Raw genomic sequence first — 17,594 nt, 5'->3', positions numbered from 1 at the left:
CGCCGCCTCCGACTCTCTCGACGACCAGTCCGACCAAAGGTGGAATCCCATGTCCGTATCAGTCGCCGTGGCGGGAGCCTCCGGCTACGCGGGTGGTGAGCTCCTGCGCGTGCTCTCCGCCCACCCCGAGTTCGAGGTCAGGACGGTGACGGCGTTCTCGAACGCCGGACAGCCCCTGATCGCGACGCAGCCGCACCTCCGTTCCCTGTCGCACCTGACGCTGGCGGAGACGACGGCCGAGACGCTGCGCGGGCACGACGTGGTGTTCCTGGCGCTGCCGCACGGGCAGTCGGGAGCGATCACCGCGGAACTCGGCGACGACGCGCTCGTCATCGACTGCGGCGCGGACCACCGGCTGACGGACCCGGCGGCGTGGGAGCGGTTCTACGGCGGCGACTACTTCGGTGCATGGACGTACGGGCTGCCCGAGCTCCTGCTCGCGGCGCCCACCCCGGGTTCGGCCGACGAATGGCGCGAGGTCGACGACATCGCGTCGCAGGGCAAGCAGCGTTCCGCCCTGGTCGGCACGAAGCGCATCGCGGTCCCCGGCTGCAACGTCACCGCGGTGACGCTCGGCATCCAGCCGGGCATCCAGGCCGGCCTCGTCGAGTCCGACGACCTCGTCGCGGTGCTCAGCGTCGGCCCGAGCGGCGCCGGCAAGAAGCTGGCCACCACCTACCTGGCCTCCGAGATCATGGGGTCCGCCAGCGCCTACGCCGTCGGTGGCTCGCACCGGCACGTCCCCGAGATCCAGCAGAACCTGCAGGTCGCGGGGGCCGCCGACGTGACGATCTCGTTCACGCCGGTCCTGGTCCCGATGTCGCGGGGCATCCTGGCGACCACCACCGCGAAGCTCTCGCCCGGCGTCAGCGCACGCGACGTCCGACTCGCCTGGGAGCAGGCGTACGCCGACGAGCCCTTCGTCCACCTGCTGCCCGAGGGCGAGTTCCCCCGGGTCGCGGACACGATCGGTGCGAACACCGCGCTCGTCGGCATCGCCGTCGACGAGGCCGCCGGCCGCGTCGTCGCGGTGACCGCGCTCGACAACCTCGCCAAGGGCACGGCCGGCGCCGCCGTCCAGTCGGCGAACATCGCCCTCGGTCTCCCCGAGACCACGGGCCTCAGCGTGGACGGAGTCGCACCGTGACCGACGCAGGCACGACCACCCAGACCGAGCCGGGCCTCCAGGGCGTCACCGCGGCAGCGGGCTTCCGCGCCGCCGGTGTCACCGCAGGCCTCAAGACGAGCGGCAAGCCGGACGTGGCCCTCGTCGTCAACGACGGCCCCGACGCGGCCGTGGCCGCCGTCTTCACCAGCAACCGAGCCCAGGCGCACCCCGTGATCTGGTCCCGCCAGGTCGTCGGGGACGGCGTCGCCCGTGCCGTCGTCCTGAACTCCGGTGGCGCGAACTGCTTCACCGGCCCGTTCGGCTTCCAGACCACGCACCTGACGGCCGAGGCCGTGGGCGACGCCCTCGGGATCGGAGCCGGTGACGTCGTCGTCTGCTCCACCGGGCTCATCGGTGTCGGCGACCAGACCTTCCGCGACAACGTGCTCCGTGGCGTCGACCTGGCGAGCACTGCACTCAGCAGCGACGGCGGCCCGGACGCGGCGACCGCGATCATGACGACGGACACGAAGGCCAAGCAGTCCGTCGTGACCGAGGACGGCTGGACCGTCGGCGGCATGGCCAAGGGCGCCGGGATGCTCGCCCCGGGCCTCGCGACGATGCTCGTCGTCATCACGACCGACGCCGTGCAGACGCCGGACCAGCTCGACCAGGCGCTCCGTGCCGCCACCCGCATCACGTTCGACCGGGTCGACTCCGACGGCTGCATGTCCACGAACGACACCGTCGTGCTGCTGTCGTCGGGTGCGAGCGGCGTGACGCCAGAGGTCGGTGACTTCCAGGAAGCCCTGACCGCGGTCTGCGCCGATCTGGCCCGCCAGCTGCAGCAGGACGCCGAGGGTGCGAGCCACGACATCGCGATCGAGGTCGTGCACGCCGCGACGGAGGACGACGCCGTGACCGTCGGTCGGAGCGTCGCCCGGAACAACCTGTTCAAGGCGGCCGTCTTCGGCAACGACCCGAACTGGGGCCGGGTGCTCGCAGCGATCGGCACCACCGACGCCGAGTTCGACCCGTACGCGGTGGACGTCAGCATGAACGGCGTCCGGGTCTGCCACGCGGGCGCACCCGACGAGCCGAGCGACTCCGTCGACCTGACCCCTCGTGACACCCACGTGCGCATCGACCTCGGTGTCGGCACGCACTCGGCCACGATCCTGACCAACGACCTCACGCACGACTACGTGCACGAGAACAGCGCGTACTCCAGCTGATGGCGGCGGACACGAACGGGGCCGGCACGCCCCTCACGAAGGAAGAAGAACACGAGTTCGCCGCGGTCAAGGCCGCGACGCTCATCGAGTCGCTGCCCTGGCTGAAGCGCTTCTCGGGCAAGGTCGTCGTGGTCAAGTTCGGCGGCAACGCCATGGTGAACGAGGACCTGAAGCGCGCCTTCGCCGAGGACATGGTCTACCTGCGCTACGCCGGTCTGCACCCCGTCGTCGTGCACGGCGGCGGCCCGCAGATCTCCGCGGCCCTCAAGGAACAGGGCATCGAGTCCGAGTTCCGCGGCGGCTACCGCGTCACGACGACCGAGGCGATCACCGTCGTCCGCGACGTCCTGGCCGGCGAGGTCAACCGCGAGATCGTCGACTTGGTGAACGAACACGGCGAGGGACTGGCCGTCGGCGTGTTCGGCGACGGCGGCTCGCTGTTCACCGGCGAGAAGAAGGGCGTCGTCGTCGACGGGCAGGAGTACGACCTCGGCCACGTCGGGGACATCACCCACGTCGACCCGTCCGGTGTGCTCGCCGCGATCGAGGCCGGCCGGATCCCGGTCGTCTCGAGCATCGCGATCGACGACGCGCACCCCGACCAGGCACTCAACGTGAACGCGGACGCTGCGGCGGGTGCCCTGGCGATCGCGCTGCGGGCCTCGAAGCTCATGATGCTCACCGACGTCCCCGGCCTGTACCGCAACTGGCCCGACCGTGACTCGATCGTCGACCTCATCGCCGTCGACGAGCTCCGCGAACTCCTGCCGAGCCTCGAGTCGGGGATGATCCCGAAGATGACCGCGTGCCTCGACGCCGTGGTCGGCGGGGTCGGCGGTGCGACGATCATCGACGGCCGGATCCCGCACTCGATCCTGCTCGAGGTCTTCACCCTGCGGGGTGCGGGCACCGAGGTGATCCCGGACCCGAGCCGACGAACCGAGAACCAGATGACCCACGCCGAGATCGGCCGTCGCGTGGCGTCGCCGTCGATCGACAGCAGTACCGGCCAGCACGTGGCGGGTACGGACGAGAAGGGACACCAGCAGTGAGCACCGAGACGCAGACCGAGACCTGGAACGACCGGTTCGGGGCGTCGCTCATGCGATCCCTGACCCCGCCCAAGATCATGCTCGAGCGTGGCCAGGGCTGCCGCGTCTGGGACGTCGACGGCAACGAGTACCTCGACTTCCTCGCCGGCATCGCGGTGAACTCGCTCGGCCACGCGCACCCCGCCCTGGTGGAGGCGATCGCCGACCAGGCCGCGAAGCTCGTGCACGTGTCGAACTACTTCGCCACCCCGCCGCAGCTCGAACTCGCCGAGCGCCTGAAGCGCATCACCGGCGCGGGCGACGCGGGCCGTGTCTACTTCGGCAACTCCGGCGCCGAGGCGAACGAGGCCGCGTTCAAGCTCGCTCGCCTCAACAAGGGTGCGGACGGCACCAAGACCCGGATCCTCGCGCTCAAGCAGGGCTTCCACGGCCGCACGATGGGCGCGCTCGCGCTCACCGGCAAGCCCGCGCTGCAGCAGGACTTCCTGCCGATGATCCCGGGCGTCGAGCACATCGACACCTCGATCGAGGCGCTCGAAGCGTCGATCGACGACTCCGTCGCCGCCCTGATCCTCGAACCCATCAAGGGCGAGGCCGGCGTGGTCGACCTGCCCGAGGGCTTCCTGCTGGCGGCACGCCGACTGACCGCGGAGCACGGCGCACTGCTGATCCTCGACGAGATCCAGACGGGTGTCGGCCGGACCGGCAACTGGTTCGCGTTCCAGGGCCACGGTGTGACGCCGGACGCCATCACCGTCGCGAAGGGCATCGCCGGTGGCTTCCCCATCGGCGCCCTCGTCACGTTCGGCTGGGCGTCCGACCTGTTCTCGGCCGGCCAGCACGGGTCGACCTTCGGCGGCAACCCGCTCGGCACCCGCGTCGCCAACGCGGTGCTCGAGGAGATCGAGCGTGCGGAACTCGTCGCCGGCGCAGTGGTCAAGGGCGAGCGGATCCGTGACGGCATCCGCGCCATCGGTTCCCCGCTGGTGGAAGAGGTCCGTGGCACCGGCCTGCTCATCGGCGTCGGTCTGACCGGTCCGATCGGTCCGGCCGTCAACGCTGCCGCCCTCGAGCGTGGCCTCATCATCAACGCCCCCAACGAGTCGAGCCTGCGCATCGCGCCGCCGCTCATCGTGTCCGACGCCGAGATCGACGAGTTCCTGTCGATCCTCGCCCAGAGCCTCGCGGCCGTCGCCGCAGCGCAGGAGCCCACCGCATGACCCGCCACTTCCTCCGTGACGACGACCTGAGCCAGGCCGAGCAGTCCGCGATCCTCGACATCGCCGACCGCATGAAGGCCGACCGCTGGGCGGAGAAGCCGCTGGCCGGTCCGCAGAGCGTCGCGGTGATCTTCGACAAGTCGTCGACCCGCACCCGGGTGTCCTTCCACGTCGGCATCTCCGACCTCGGCGGCAGCCCGCTGATCATCTCGACGGCGAACAGCCAGCTCGGCGGCAAGGAGACCCCGTCGGACACCGCCCGCGTGCTCGAGCGCATGGTGTCGGCGATCGTGTGGCGCACCTACGGTCAGGCCGGGCTCGAGGAGATGGCCGCCGGCACGACGGTCCCCGTCGTCAACGCGCTCTCCGACGACTTCCACCCCTGCCAGCTCCTCGCCGACCTGCTCACCATCCGTGAGCACCGCGGCGCCCTCGCCGGGCAGACCGTGGCGTTCATCGGCGACGGTGCGAGCAACATGGCGCAGTCGTACCTGCTCGCCGGGGCGACAGCGGGCATGCACGTCCGCGTCGCCGCTCCCGCCGAGTTCTCCCCGTCGGCGCAGGTCGTCACCGACGCCGAGGAACGCGCCGCCGTGACGGGCGGCTCCGTCCTCGTGGTGACCGACCCGGTGGCCGCGGTCGCGGGTGCCGACGTGGTCGTCACCGACACCTGGGTGTCGATGGGCAAGGAGTCCGAGAAGCAGTCGCGCCTCGACACCTTCGCGGGGTACCGCGTCGACGACGCGCTCATGGCGCACGCCGCCGACGACGCCGTCTTCATGCACTGCCTGCCGGCCGACCGGGGGTTCGAAGTGACCGCCGACGTCATCGACGGCCCGCGCAGCATCATCTGGGACGAGGCGGAGAACCGTCTGCACGCCCAGAAGGCGCTGCTGGCCTGGCTGCTCGCCAACGACTAGCCGACGGACCGAACACCAGTGGCTGACCGCGTCGTCCTCGCGTACTCCGGCGGTCTCGACACCTCCGTCGGGATCGGTTGGCTGCGCGACGCCACCGGCAAGGACGTCGTCGCGCTCGTGGTCGACGTCGGCCAGGGCGGCGAGGACCTCGAGGCGGTCCGGCAGCGTGCGCTCGACTGCGGCGCCGTCGAGTCGCTCGTCGTCGACGCCAAGGACGAGTTCGCCGACGAGTACATCGTGCCGGCGCTCCGGGCCAACGCGCTCTACCAGAAGCGGTACCCGCTCGTCTCGGCACTGAGCCGCCCGCTCATCGCGAAGCACCTCGCACTGACGGCGAAGCAACTCGGTGCCGACAGCGTCGCGCACGGCTCCACCGGCAAGGGCAACGACCAGGTCCGCTTCGAGGCAGCCGTCGCGGCGATCGCACCGGACCTGCGGACCGTCGCACCGGTGCGGGACCTCGCCCTCACCCGCGACCGCGCCATCGCCTACGCGGAGGAGCACCGGCTGCCGATCCAGCATTCGGAGCGGGAGCCGTGGTCGGTCGACCAGAACGTGTGGGGCCGAGCGGTCGAGACCGGGCTCCTCGAGGACCCGTGGACCGCCCCCGCAGACGACCTCTACGCGACCACGCAGGACCCGGCGCTCCCGCAGCAGGCCGACGAGGTCACGATCACCTTCGACCGCGGTGTCCCGGTCGCCCTCGACGGGCAGCGGTTCAGCGTGCTGCGCATGGTGCAGGAGCTCAACGCGGTCGCCGGCAAGCACGGCGTCGGGCGGATCGACGTCGTCGAGGACCGGGTGGTCGGCATCAAGTCGCGCGAGGTCTACGAGGCGCCGGCCGCGATCGCGCTCATCGCCGCGCACGAGGAGCTCGAGAGCCTCACCCTCGAGCGCGACGTCGCCCGGTTCAAACGCGGCGTCGAGTCCGAGTGGGCCGACCTGGTCTACGACGGCCTGTGGTTCGGCGGACTCAAGCGCAGTCTCGACGCGTTCGTGGAGCACACCCAGCAGCACGTCTCCGGCGACGTCCGGTTGCGGCTGCAGGGCGGGCGTGCCACCGTGACGGGCCGTCGGTCGGAGCAGAGCCTCTACGACTTCGACCTGGCGACGTCGGACACCGGCGACGCGTTCGACCAGTCCGTGTCCAGGGGGTTCATCGAGCTCTGGTCACTGCCCAGCAAGATCTCCGCCCGCCGCGACGCGGCGAACTGACCGACAGCAACCCCGCACCGACCAACAGCCCCCGGCCCGACCCAGCACCGACGAAACGACGCAGGACGACATGACCGACGAGAAGACCGACGCCACCAACACCGGTGCCCTCTGGGGCGGCCGCTTCGCCGACGGCCCGAGTGCGGCCCTCGCTGCGCTCTCGAAGTCGACGCACTTCGACTGGCAGCTCGCGCCCTACGACATCGCGGGGTCCCGTGCCCACGCCCGAGCGCTGCACACCGCGGGCTACCTGACCGCCGACGAGCTCGAACGGATGCTCGCCGGCCTCGACCGGCTCGAAGCGGCGCACGCCGACGGCACGCTGCAGCCCGACGACTCCGACGAGGACGTCCACGGCGCCCTCGAACGCCTGCTCATCGCCGACCTCGGTCCCGAACTCGGCGGCAAGCTCCGCGCTGGTCGCAGCCGCAACGACCAGATCGCAACCCTCGGCCGCATGCACATGCTCGACCACGGGCGGCGCATCGGCCGGCTCGTGATCGACCTCGTCGACGCGATCACCCAGCAGGCGACCGAGCACCCGGCCGCGATCATGCCGGGGCGCACGCACCTGCAGCACGCGCAGCCCGTGCTCCTGGCCCACCACCTGCTCGCGCACGCCTGGCCGCTCGTCCGCGACCTCGAGCGCCTCCGCGACTGGGCCGGCCGCACGAGCGTCAGCCCGTACGGTGCCGGTGCGCTGGCAGGGAGTTCGCTCGGCCTCGACCCCGCCGCGATCGCCGCGGAGCTCGGCTTCGACCGCCCGGCGGACAACTCGATCGACGCCACTGCCGCCCGTGACGTCGTCGCCGAGTTCGCGTTCGTCCTCGCGCAGATCGGCATCGACGTCTCGCGCCTGTCGGAAGAGGTCATCCTCTGGAACACGAAGGAGTTCGGCTTCGTCCGGCTCCACGACGCCTTCTCGACCGGCTCGAGCATCATGCCGCAGAAGAAGAACCCGGACATCGCCGAGCTCGCCCGGGGCAAGTCGGGGCGTCTGATCGGCAACCTGACCGGGCTCCTCGCGACCCTCAAGGGACTGCCGCTGGCGTACAACCGCGACCTGCAGGAGGACAAGGAGCCGGTCTTCGACTCCGTCGCCACGCTCGAGGTCCTGTTGCCCGCGTTCACCGGCATGATCGCGACCCTGACCTTCGACACCGACCGGATGGCCGAGCTCGCGCCGCAGGGCTTCTCGCTCGCGACGGACGTCGCCGAGTGGCTGGTCCGGCAGGGCGTCCCGTTCCGCGACGCGCACGAGGTCTCCGGCGCGCTCGTCCGGTACTGCGAGGAGCGCGGCATCGAGCTCGACGAGCCGACCGACGACGAGTACCGGTCCGTGTCCGAGCACCTCACGCCCGACGTCCGTGCCGTCCTGACCATCGAGGGCAGCGTCGCATCGCGCTCCGGCGTCGGGGGCACTGCACCCGACCGGGTCGCCGAGCAGCTCGCGTCCGTCACCCGCCGTGTCCGCGACCTGGCCGAGGGCGCGCCCTTCTCGCGATGACCGAGGGGATCGCCGCGCTGCTCGCCGAGCCCGCCCCGATCGCCGCGCCGGCCCTGCTCGGTGCGACGATCGCTGGGCGCGGCGTGGCGCTCCGCATCACCGAGGTCGAGGCCTACTCCGGCCCCACCGATCCCGGATCACACGGTCACCGGGGGATGACGGAGCGCAACCGCCACCTCTTCGGGCCGCCCGGCACGCTGTACGCCTACCGCTCGTACGGCATCCACACCTGCGTCAACGTCGTGAGCGGGCCTGCCGGCACCTCGTCGGGCTCCCTGCTGCGCGGTGCGCAGGTCGTCGAGGGACTCGACGTCGCGCGAGCGCGTCGCGGGTCGAAGGTCGCGGACGTCGCCCTGGCACGCGGGCCCGGCAATCTCGGTGGTGCGCTCGGAGCGGTCCTCGGGCAGGACGACGGCACCTCGCTCCTCGACGGGTCCGGCCCGTTCGTGCTCACTCTGGCACCCGGCCTGGAGGCCCGGCTCGCCTCCGCCGGACCGGCCCACGTGATCGACGAGCTCCTGTCCGAGACCCTGGCCGGTCCGCCCGCGGGCGCTGCGGTCCCGCGGATCTCCCGCGGGCCGCGCACCGGCGTCGGCGGCATCGCCGGCGGGGCGCGGTACCCCTGGCGCTTCTGGCTGACGGGTGACCCCACGGTCTCGACGTACCGGCGGCACAAGGGCGCCCTCGACTCGTGAACCCGGCCACGGGCCTCCCGGCCGCCGCGCCTGCCGGACGTCCGTCGCCGCTACGATGGCGGGGTGTCCAGTGATACCGCTCAAGACGTCCTGACGCGCCAGCAGAACGACCCCGCCTTCGACTCGGTGTGGGACGAACTGCAGTGGCGCGGTCTGGTGCAGGTCTCGACCGACGAGACCGCGCTGCAAGAGGCCCTCGACGGTGAGCCGATCACGTACTACTGCGGCTTCGACCCGACGGCGCCGTCGCTGCACTGCGGCAACCTGCTGCAGCTCCTGACCATGCGTCGGCTGCAGCTCGCGGGGCACAAGCCGCTCGCGTTGGTGGGTGGTTCGACCGGTCTCATCGGCGATCCGCGTCCCACGGCCGAGCGCACGCTGAACACGCCGGAGACCGTGGCGGAGTGGGTGTCCCGGCTGCAGACCCAGGTGTCCCGGTTCCTCAGTCCGGACGGCGACAACGGCGTCCGGCTGGTGAACAACCTCGACTGGACCGCCCCGTTGTCCGCGATCGACTTCCTGCGCGACGTCGGCAAGTACTTCCGCGTCAACTCGATGCTCAAGAAGGACGCGGTGGCCGCGCGCCTGAACTCCGATGCGGGGATCAGCTACACCGAGTTCAGCTACCAGATCCTGCAGGGGCTCGACTACCGCGAACTCTTCCGGCAGTACGGGTGCACGCTGCAGACCGGTGGCTCGGACCAGTGGGGCAACCTGACCTCGGGCACGGAGCTCGTCCGTCGTGCCGAAGGTGCCACGGTGCACGCCCTCGGGACCCCGCTCATCACGAACTCCGACGGCACGAAGTTCGGCAAGAGCGAGGGCAACGCGATCTGGCTCGACGCCGAGATGACCTCGCCCTACGCCATGTACCAGTTCTGGCTCAACACGACGGACGCCGACGTGATCGCCCGGCTGCGGCAGTTCACGTTCCTGAAGCGTGCCGAGATCGAACGACTCGAGCAGGCCGTCGCCGACGAGCCCTTCCGACGAGAGGCCCAGCGGACCCTGGCCTTCGAGGTCACCTCGATCGTGCACGGGGTCGCGGCGACCCAGGCGGCGATCGATGCCGCGGCCGCGCTGTTCGGCAACGGTGACCTCGGTGCGCTCGACCCGGAGACCCTGCGGTCGGCGATCGCCGCGCTGCCGGGGTCGGTCACGCTCGACTCCGGAGCGGACGTCGCACGGGCACTCGTGGAGACCGGACTCGTGAAGTCCCTCGGTGAAGCCCGCCGCGCGATCGACCAGGGCGGCGTCTCCGTGAACAACGTCCGGGCCGAAGACCCGGCCGCCCCGCTGTCCGGACTCGCCCTGCCCGGGGGAGTGCTCGTCCTCCGTCGTGGCAAGAAGACCCTCGCCGGAGTGACGCTCGCCTGATCCCGGTTGCTCGACCCCCTGCGATGCCCGGTTCCCCTGTGGAACCGGGCATCGCTGCGTCCGGGCGACGTGTGTTGCACAACGCGACACGCCCGGGATGGGGGCTGGCTTGGCGCACTCGCTCAGGGCTGCGTATAGTTCTTACTCGTCACCCCAAAGGTGCGGCGGAGCGGCTGGAGCGAAAGCCCAGAGCACGTCGGCCCTCAAGCGGGACCATCCTCCACTGAAGTTCAGATCGGGCCTTGCGCCGGATCGCTTCGACGCCTAGGATGACAAGCCCACCGGTTCTCTCCCCTCGGGATGAGCCACTGGACCTCCGGGTCCGACGAACAACCGGTGGCAAGCCAAGAACACAAGCCTTGTGGCTGAAGCTCGAACTCGAGCCGAGGAGCAAGCGCGTCTGGTCCTTGAGAACTCAACAGCGTGCACATTGTCAATGCCAATTTATTGATTGACCTCGTGCCTGGTCGGCTTGCTGACTGGGTCATGAAGCAATTCCTTTTGGATTGAAGATTGTCAGTAGACAGTCAACAGTCAGAATCAACTCGGTCTGATGCCTTCGGGTGTTGGGTCTGTATTTTTTACGGAGAGTTTGATCCTGGCTCAGGACGAACGCTGGCGGCGTGCTTAACACATGCAAGTCGAACGATGATGCCCAGCTTGCTGGGTGGATTAGTGGCGAACGGGTGAGTAACACGTGAGTAACCTGCCCCTGACTCTGGGATAAGCGTTGGAAACGACGTCTAATACTGGATATGATCACTGGCCGCATGGTCTGGTGGTGGAAAGATTTTTTGGTTGGGGATGGACTCGCGGCCTATCAGCTTGTTGGTGAGGTAATGGCTCACCAAGGCGACGACGGGTAGCCGGCCTGAGAGGGTGACCGGCCACACTGGGACTGAGACACGGCCCAGACTCCTACGGGAGGCAGCAGTGGGGAATATTGCACAATGGGCGAAAGCCTGATGCAGCAACGCCGCGTGAGGGATGACGGCCTTCGGGTTGTAAACCTCTTTTAGTAGGGAAGAAGCGAAAGTGACGGTACCTGCAGAAAAAGCACCGGCTAACTACGTGCCAGCAGCCGCGGTAATACGTAGGGTGCAAGCGTTGTCCGGAATTATTGGGCGTAAAGAGCTCGTAGGCGGTTTGTCGCGTCTGCTGTGAAATCCCGAGGCTCAACCTCGGGCTTGCAGTGGGTACGGGCAGACTAGAGTGCGGTAGGGGAGATTGGAATTCCTGGTGTAGCGGTGGAATGCGCAGATATCAGGAGGAACACCGATGGCGAAGGCAGATCTCTGGGCCGTAACTGACGCTGAGGAGCGAAAGCATGGGGAGCGAACAGGATTAGATACCCTGGTAGTCCATGCCGTAAACGTTGGGCGCTAGATGTAGGGACCTTTCCACGGTTTCTGTGTCGTAGCTAACGCATTAAGCGCCCCGCCTGGGGAGTACGGCCGCAAGGCTAAAACTCAAAGGAATTGACGGGGGCCCGCACAAGCGGCGGAGCATGCGGATTAATTCGATGCAACGCGAAGAACCTTACCAAGGCTTGACATACACCGGAAACGGCCAGAGATGGTCGCCCCCTTGTGGTCGGTGTACAGGTGGTGCATGGTTGTCGTCAGCTCGTGTCGTGAGATGTTGGGTTAAGTCCCGCAACGAGCGCAACCCTCGTTCTATGTTGCCAGCGGGTTATGCCGGGGACTCATAGGAGACTGCCGGGGTCAACTCGGAGGAAGGTGGGGATGACGTCAAATCATCATGCCCCTTATGTCTTGGGCTTCACGCATGCTACAATGGCCGGTACAAAGGGCTGCGATACCGTAAGGTGGAGCGAATCCCAAAAAGCCGGTCTCAGTTCGGATTGAGGTCTGCAACTCGACCTCATGAAGTCGGAGTCGCTAGTAATCGCAGATCAGCAACGCTGCGGTGAATACGTTCCCGGGCCTTGTACACACCGCCCGTCAAGTCATGAAAGTCGGTAACACCCGAAGCCGGTGGCCTAACCCTTGTGGAAGGAGCCGTCGAAGGTGGGATCGGTGATTAGGACTAAGTCGTAACAAGGTAGCCGTACCGGAAGGTGCGGCTGGATCACCTCCTTTCTAAGGAGCATCTGGTCAGTGCTGGTCGCCCATTAGGGGTGGTTGGTTGCTGGTCCAGGCGCCTGTTTCGGACCGAACGTGTCCGACGGGTAGCTCATGGGTGGAACATTGACAGTGCAGTTGGGAGTGATGCTTCCGACCTCAGTACGCTCTGCTTGCAGGGTTGGGACGGGTCGGGGTGGAGCTGCTGACTGGTGCACGTTGTTGGGTCCTGAGGGACCAGGCTTCCTACTGTCACGTGAGTGGTGGTGGGGGTTGGGCCTACGGGTCCTTCGTCGGGCCAGGGTGAACCTACCGTTGTGGTGGGGGAGTGCTGGTGCCGATCGTATGTTGAGAACTACACAGTGGACGCGAGCATCTTTGATTCGCGTCATCCATGACCAGCCTTCGGGCTGCTGATTGGTGACGTTGGATCGCAATTTTAATCTTTGTGGTCAAGTTTCTAAGAGCAAACGGTGGATGCCTTGGCATCTGGAGCCGATGAAGGACGTAGAAATCTGCGATAAGCCTCGGGGAGCTGATAATCGAGCCTCGATCCGAGGATTTCCGAATGGGGAAACCCCGCCAGGCGTTTTGCGACCTGGTGACTCCCGCCTGAATATATAGGGCGGGTAGAGGGAACGTGGGGAAGTGAAACATCTCAGTACCCACAGGAAGAGAAAACAACATGTGATTCCGTGAGTAGTGGCGAGCGAAAGCGGATGAGGCTAAACCGATCATGTGTGATAGCCGGCGGGCGTTGCATGGTCGGGGTTGTGGGACACGTCACTCAGTTCTGCCGGACTGGGACGGTTACAGCGCATCATAGTCGAACCGGTTTGAAAGCCGGGCCGTAGTGGGTGCCAGCCCCGTAGACGAAATGGTGTTATGGCCGGATGTGTATCCCAAGTAGCACGGGGCCCGAGAAATCCCGTGTGAATCTGTCAGGACCACCTGATAAGCCTAAATACTCCCAGATGACCGATAGCGGACAAGTACCGTGAGGGAAAGGTGAAAAGTACCCCGGGAGGGGAGTGAAATAGTACCTGAAACCGTTTGCTTACAAACCGTCGGAGCCTCCTTAGTAGGGGTGACGGCGTGCCTTTTGAAGAATGAGCCTGCGAGTTAGTGATATGTGGCGAGGTTAACCCGTGAGGGGCAGCCGTAGCGAAAGCGAGTCTGAATAGGGCGTTTGAGTCGCATGTTCTAGACCCGAAGCGAAGTGATCTATCCATGGCCAGGTTGAAGCGACGGTAAGACGTCGTGGAGGACCGAACCCACTTCAGTTGAAAATGGAGGGGATGAGCTGTGGATAGGGGTGAAAGGCCAATCAAACTTCGTGATAGCTGGTTCTCTCCGAAATGCATTTAGGTGCAGCGTTGCGTGTTTCTCGCCGGAGGTAGAGCTACTGGATGGCCGATGGGCCTCAACAGGTTACTGACGTCAGCCAAACTCCGAATGCCGGTGAGTGAGAGCGCAGCAGTGAGACGGTGGGGGATAAGCTTCATCGTCGAGAGGGAAACAACCCAGACTACCAACTAAGGTCCCTAAGCGTGTGCTAAGTGGGAAAGGATGTGGAGTTGCACAGACAACCAGGAGGTTGGCTTAGAAGCAGCCACCCTTGAAAGAGTGCGTAATAGCTCACTGGTCAAGTGATTCCGCGCCGACAATGTAACGGGGCTCAAGCACACCACCGAAGTTGTAGATTTCGCACTATAGACAAGCCTTCGTGGTTCAGTCGTGCGGAGTGGTAGGAGAGCGTCGTGTGGCGAGTGAAGCGGCGGAGTGATCCAGCCGTGGACGCTACACGAGTGAGAATGCAGGCATGAGTAGCGAAAGACGGGTGAGAAACCCGTCCTCCGAAAGACCAAGGGTTCCAGGGCCAGGTTAATCCGCCCTGGGTAAGTCGGGACCTAAGGCGAGGCCGACAGGCGTAGTCGATGGACAACGGGTTGATATTCCCGTACCGGCGAACAACCGCCCAAGCTAATCCAGTGGTGCTAAGAGTCCTAACCCGGTACAACCGGATCCCTTCGGGGTGATGGTGGCCGGTCTAACGCTCGACCCCATGCTGGTGCGGTTAGCGTATGAACAGGTGTGACGCAGGAAGGTAGCTGAGCCAGGCGATGGTATCCGTAAGGTGAACCTGGTGTAAGGATGTAGGGCTGACGATAGGCAAATCCGTCGTCTGTACGCCTGAGATCCGACGCGTACCCGTAAGGGGAAATCAGTGATCCTATGCTGCCGAGAAAAGCATCGACGCGAGGTTGCAGCCGCCCGTACCCGAAACCGACTCAGGTGGTCAGGTAGAGAATACCAAGGAGATCGAGAGAATCGTGGTTAAGGAACTCGGCAAAATGCCCCCGTAACTTCGGGAGAAGGGGGGCCGGACACGTGACCGGATTTACTCCGTGAGCGTTGAAGGCCGCAGAGACCAGTGGGAAGCGACTGTTTACTAAAAACACAGGTCCGTGCGAAGTCGCAAGACGATGTATACGGACTGACGCCTGCCCGGTGCTGGAAGGTTAAGAGGAAGGGTTAGCCTTTGGGCGAAGCTCTGAATTTAAGCCCCAGTAAACGGCGGTGGTAACTATAACCATCCTAAGGTAGCGAAATTCCTTGTCGGGTAAGTTCCGACCTGCACGAATGGCGTAACGACTTCCCAGCTGTCTCAACCGCGAACTCGGCGAAATTGCACTACGAGTAAAGATGCTCGTTACGCGCAGCAGGACGGAAAGACCCCGTGACCTTTACTACAGTTTGGTATTGGTGTTCGGAGTGGCTTGTGTAGGATAGGTGGGAGACTGTGAAGCGGGCACGCTAGTGTTCGTGGAGTCATTGTTGAAATACCACTCTGGTCACTTTGGATGTCTAACGTAGGACCCTGATCGGGTTCATGGACAGTGCCTGATGGGTAGTTTAACTGGGGCGGTTGCCTCCCAAAGAGTAACGGAGGCGCCCAAAGGTTCCCTCAACCTGGTTGGCAATCAGGTGGCGAGTGTAAGTGCACAAGGGAGCTTGACTGTGAGACTGACAGGTCGAGCAGGGACGAAAGTCGGGACTAGTGATCCGGCAGTGGCTTGTGGAAGCGCTGTCGCTCAACGGATAAAAGGTACCTCGGGGATAACAGGCTGATCTTGCCCAAGAGTCCATATCGACGGCATGGTTTGGCACCTCGATGTCGGCTCGTCGCATCCTGGGGCTGGAGTAGGTCCCAAGGGTTGGGCTGTTCGCCCATTAAAGCGGTACGCGAGCTGGGTTTAGAACGTCGTGAGACAGTTCGGTCCCTATCCGCTGCGCGCGTTGGAAATTTGAGAAGATCTATCCCTAGTACGAGAGGACCGGGATGGACGAACCTCTGGTGTGTCAGTTGTTCTGCCAAGGGCACCGCTGATTAGCTACGTTCGGACCGGATAACCGCTGAAAGCATCTAAGCGGGAAGCCGTCTTCGAGATGAGATTTCCATGCACCTTGAGTGTGAGAGGCTCCCAGCAGACTACTGGGTTGATAGGCCGGATGTGGAAGCGGGGACTAACGACCCGTGGAGCTGACCGGTACTAATAAGCCGAAGACTTGATAACACACTGATTTCCGTGCACTTGTTGCACGGGCTCGCGTCCACTTTGTGGTTCCCGACAGACGATCGGGAATCGAAACTGAATACACCGCTCTGCCCTCTTCACGGGGGGCAGCAGTCGGAACAGCTTTGAGACCAGATCATGGTCGAAGGTGTTCCGGTGGTCATAGCGAGAGGGAAACGCCCGGTCACATTCCGAACCCGGAAGCTAAGCCTCTCAGCGCCGATGGTACTGCAAGGGGGACCTTGTGGGAGAGTAGGACGCCGCCGGACTTAACGTATGAAAGATGTGGCCATCGGCCCTCCATCGAGAATTAGCAGGGGAAACCCTCGTTCTCGGTCGGGGCCGGTGGCCATTTCTGTTTCTGCCGCCGTTCGCTCGACGCCGGCTCTGGTTCGTGATGGACTGGAGGCCGACGTCGGGTGACCGACGCGGCACCCAACACAACGACACAGCGGACGAACGCCCGAGGCACTGCACCGGGCACGCGATGAGGAGCAACGGTGGCGAACGACGACGATCAGCGGCGGAACGACGGGGACCGCGGAGATCGACCCCGGCGGGACGGCGACCGGTTCCCGCGTCGCGACGGCGCTCCGCGTCGGGACGGCCAGAGCGATGGTCGTTGGTCGTCCGGTCCTCGTGAGTTCGAGCGCCGCGAAGGCGACCGTCGTGATCGTCCGCAGGGTGGAGACCGTCCGTTCCGTGACGGTGCACCCCGCCGGGACAGCGCTCCGCGTCGCGATGGGGATCGTCCGTTCCGGTCCGGCGACCGGAACGACCGTCCGTCGTGGCAGGGCGACCGTGGTGACTCCGGCCGGCCGCCGCGTGGCGATGGTCCGCGCGGTGCCGATCGTCCGCGACGCGATGGCGATCGTCCGTTCCGTGGTGGCTCGGACCGCCCGGCTCGTGACGGTGATCGTCCGTTCCGTGCCGGGAGTTCTGACCGTCCGCGCCGTGACGGTGACCGCCCGTTCCAGGGTGGTTCAGACCGTCCGCGTCGTGATGGCGATCGTCCGTACCGCGGTGGATCGTCCGACCGCCCGGCGCGTGATGGCGATCGTCCGTACCGCGGTGGATCGTCCGACCGCCCGGCGCGTGATGGTGATCGTCCGTACCGTGGCGGGTCCTCAGACCGGCCCCGCCGTGACGGGGACCGACCCTTCCAGGGCGGTTCTGACCGTCCGCGTCGCGATGGCGACCGCCCGTACCGCGGGGGCTCCGACCGTCCCGCTCGTGACGGGGACCGCCCGTACCGCGGGGGCTCCGACCGCCCTGCTCGTGACGGGGACCGCCCGTACCGCGGGGGCTCCGACCGCCCTGCTCGAGACGGCGACCGCCCGTACCGCGGTGGTTCGTCCGACCGTCCGGCCCGTGGTGGTTCGTCCGACCGTCCGTTCCGTGGTGGTTCGTCGGACCGCCCGGCTCGCGACGGCGGTGAGGACCGTCGTCGTTTCGGTGACGGCAGCCGTCACGCCGGCGCCCGTTTCGGTGAGGCCGCGCGCGACGACTGGGAGGACCGCGACCCCTACGGCACCAAGTCGATCCGTCCGCGCCACGACGACCCGGAGATCCCCGAGGAGATCCAGGCGCGCGACCTCGACCC

At 66.2% G+C, this 17,594-nt stretch carries 9 protein-coding genes and 3 rRNA genes; all 12 read left to right on the top strand.

Annotated elements, in window-relative coordinates:
• Nucleotides 1-49: 49 nt before the first annotated feature.
• The gene (locus tag DEJ11_RS15395) at nucleotides 50-1,147 is read left to right on the top strand and encodes an N-acetyl-gamma-glutamyl-phosphate reductase (RefSeq protein WP_111025015.1); all 1,098 of its coding nucleotides are present in this window, start codon (nucleotides 50-52) and stop codon (nucleotides 1,145-1,147) included.
• A complete protein-coding gene (argJ, locus tag DEJ11_RS15390; RefSeq protein WP_071405142.1) occupies nucleotides 1,144-2,343 on the top strand; it encodes a bifunctional glutamate N-acetyltransferase/amino-acid acetyltransferase ArgJ in 1,200 nt (399 codons plus the stop codon). The genes DEJ11_RS15395 and argJ overlap by 4 nt, the downstream gene beginning before the upstream one ends.
• Nucleotides 2,343-3,395, top strand: coding sequence for an acetylglutamate kinase (gene argB / locus DEJ11_RS15385; RefSeq protein WP_071405141.1), 1,053 nt, complete (start codon nucleotides 2,343-2,345; stop codon nucleotides 3,393-3,395). Before argJ ends, argB begins: the two co-directional genes overlap by 1 nt.
• A complete protein-coding gene (locus DEJ11_RS15380) occupies nucleotides 3,392-4,615 on the top strand; it encodes an acetylornithine transaminase (protein ID WP_110865443.1) in 1,224 nt (407 codons plus the stop codon). The genes argB and DEJ11_RS15380 overlap by 4 nt, the downstream gene beginning before the upstream one ends.
• Nucleotides 4,612-5,535 (top strand): ornithine carbamoyltransferase, encoded by a 924-nt coding sequence (gene argF / locus DEJ11_RS15375; protein ID WP_071405139.1) that lies wholly within the window; start codon nucleotides 4,612-4,614, stop codon nucleotides 5,533-5,535. The genes DEJ11_RS15380 and argF overlap by 4 nt, the downstream gene beginning before the upstream one ends.
• Before the next feature lie 18 nt (nucleotides 5,536-5,553).
• Nucleotides 5,554-6,750, top strand: coding sequence for an argininosuccinate synthase (locus DEJ11_RS15370; protein ID WP_111047954.1), 1,197 nt, complete (start codon nucleotides 5,554-5,556; stop codon nucleotides 6,748-6,750).
• Between the two features lie 70 nt (nucleotides 6,751-6,820).
• The gene (argH, locus tag DEJ11_RS15365; RefSeq protein ID WP_111105208.1) at nucleotides 6,821-8,257 is read left to right on the top strand and encodes an argininosuccinate lyase; all 1,437 of its coding nucleotides are present in this window, start codon (nucleotides 6,821-6,823) and stop codon (nucleotides 8,255-8,257) included.
• A complete protein-coding gene (locus tag DEJ11_RS15360; protein ID WP_071405136.1) occupies nucleotides 8,254-8,952 on the top strand; it encodes a DNA-3-methyladenine glycosylase in 699 nt (232 codons plus the stop codon). Before argH ends, DEJ11_RS15360 begins: the two co-directional genes overlap by 4 nt.
• A gap of 63 nt (nucleotides 8,953-9,015) precedes the next feature.
• Nucleotides 9,016-10,329, top strand: a complete 1,314-nt coding sequence (gene tyrS / locus DEJ11_RS15355) for a tyrosine--tRNA ligase (RefSeq protein WP_111105209.1) — start codon at nucleotides 9,016-9,018, stop codon at nucleotides 10,327-10,329.
• A 580-nt stretch (nucleotides 10,330-10,909) separates the two neighbouring features.
• Nucleotides 10,910-12,431: ribosomal RNA gene (locus DEJ11_RS15350) — 16S ribosomal RNA — on the top strand.
• 432 nt (nucleotides 12,432-12,863) lie between these two features.
• Nucleotides 12,864-15,991: ribosomal RNA gene (locus tag DEJ11_RS15345) — 23S ribosomal RNA — on the top strand.
• A 152-nt stretch (nucleotides 15,992-16,143) separates the two neighbouring features.
• Nucleotides 16,144-16,260: ribosomal RNA gene (gene rrf, locus DEJ11_RS15340) — 5S ribosomal RNA — on the top strand.
• The 16S, 23S and 5S rRNA genes sit together here, the layout of an rRNA operon.
• Nucleotides 16,261-17,594 lie beyond the last annotated feature (1,334 nt).

The sequence above is a fragment of the Curtobacterium sp. MCLR17_058 genome, assembly GCF_003234705.2.
In the GTDB taxonomy this organism is placed as follows: Bacteria; Actinomycetota; Actinomycetes; order Actinomycetales; family Microbacteriaceae; genus Curtobacterium; species Curtobacterium flaccumfaciens.
Note: the sequence above shows the minus strand (reverse complement) of the source record. Positions and strands in the feature narration are given on the sequence as shown.

Bases quoted from the DNA above. Each gene is read 5' to 3' on its own strand.
- DEJ11_RS15360 (WP_071405136.1), top strand. From the start codon at position 8,254: ATGACCGAGGGGATCGCCGCGCTGCTCGCCGAGCCCGCCCCGATCGCC.
- argH (WP_111105208.1), top strand. From the start codon at position 6,821: ATGACCGACGAGAAGACCGACGCCACCAACACCGGTGCCCTCTGGGGC.
- DEJ11_RS15395 (WP_111025015.1), top strand. From the start codon at position 50: ATGTCCGTATCAGTCGCCGTGGCGGGAGCCTCCGGCTACGCGGGTGGT.
- argB (WP_071405141.1), top strand. From the start codon at position 2,343: ATGGCGGCGGACACGAACGGGGCCGGCACGCCCCTCACGAAGGAAGAA.
- argF (WP_071405139.1), top strand. From the start codon at position 4,612: ATGACCCGCCACTTCCTCCGTGACGACGACCTGAGCCAGGCCGAGCAG.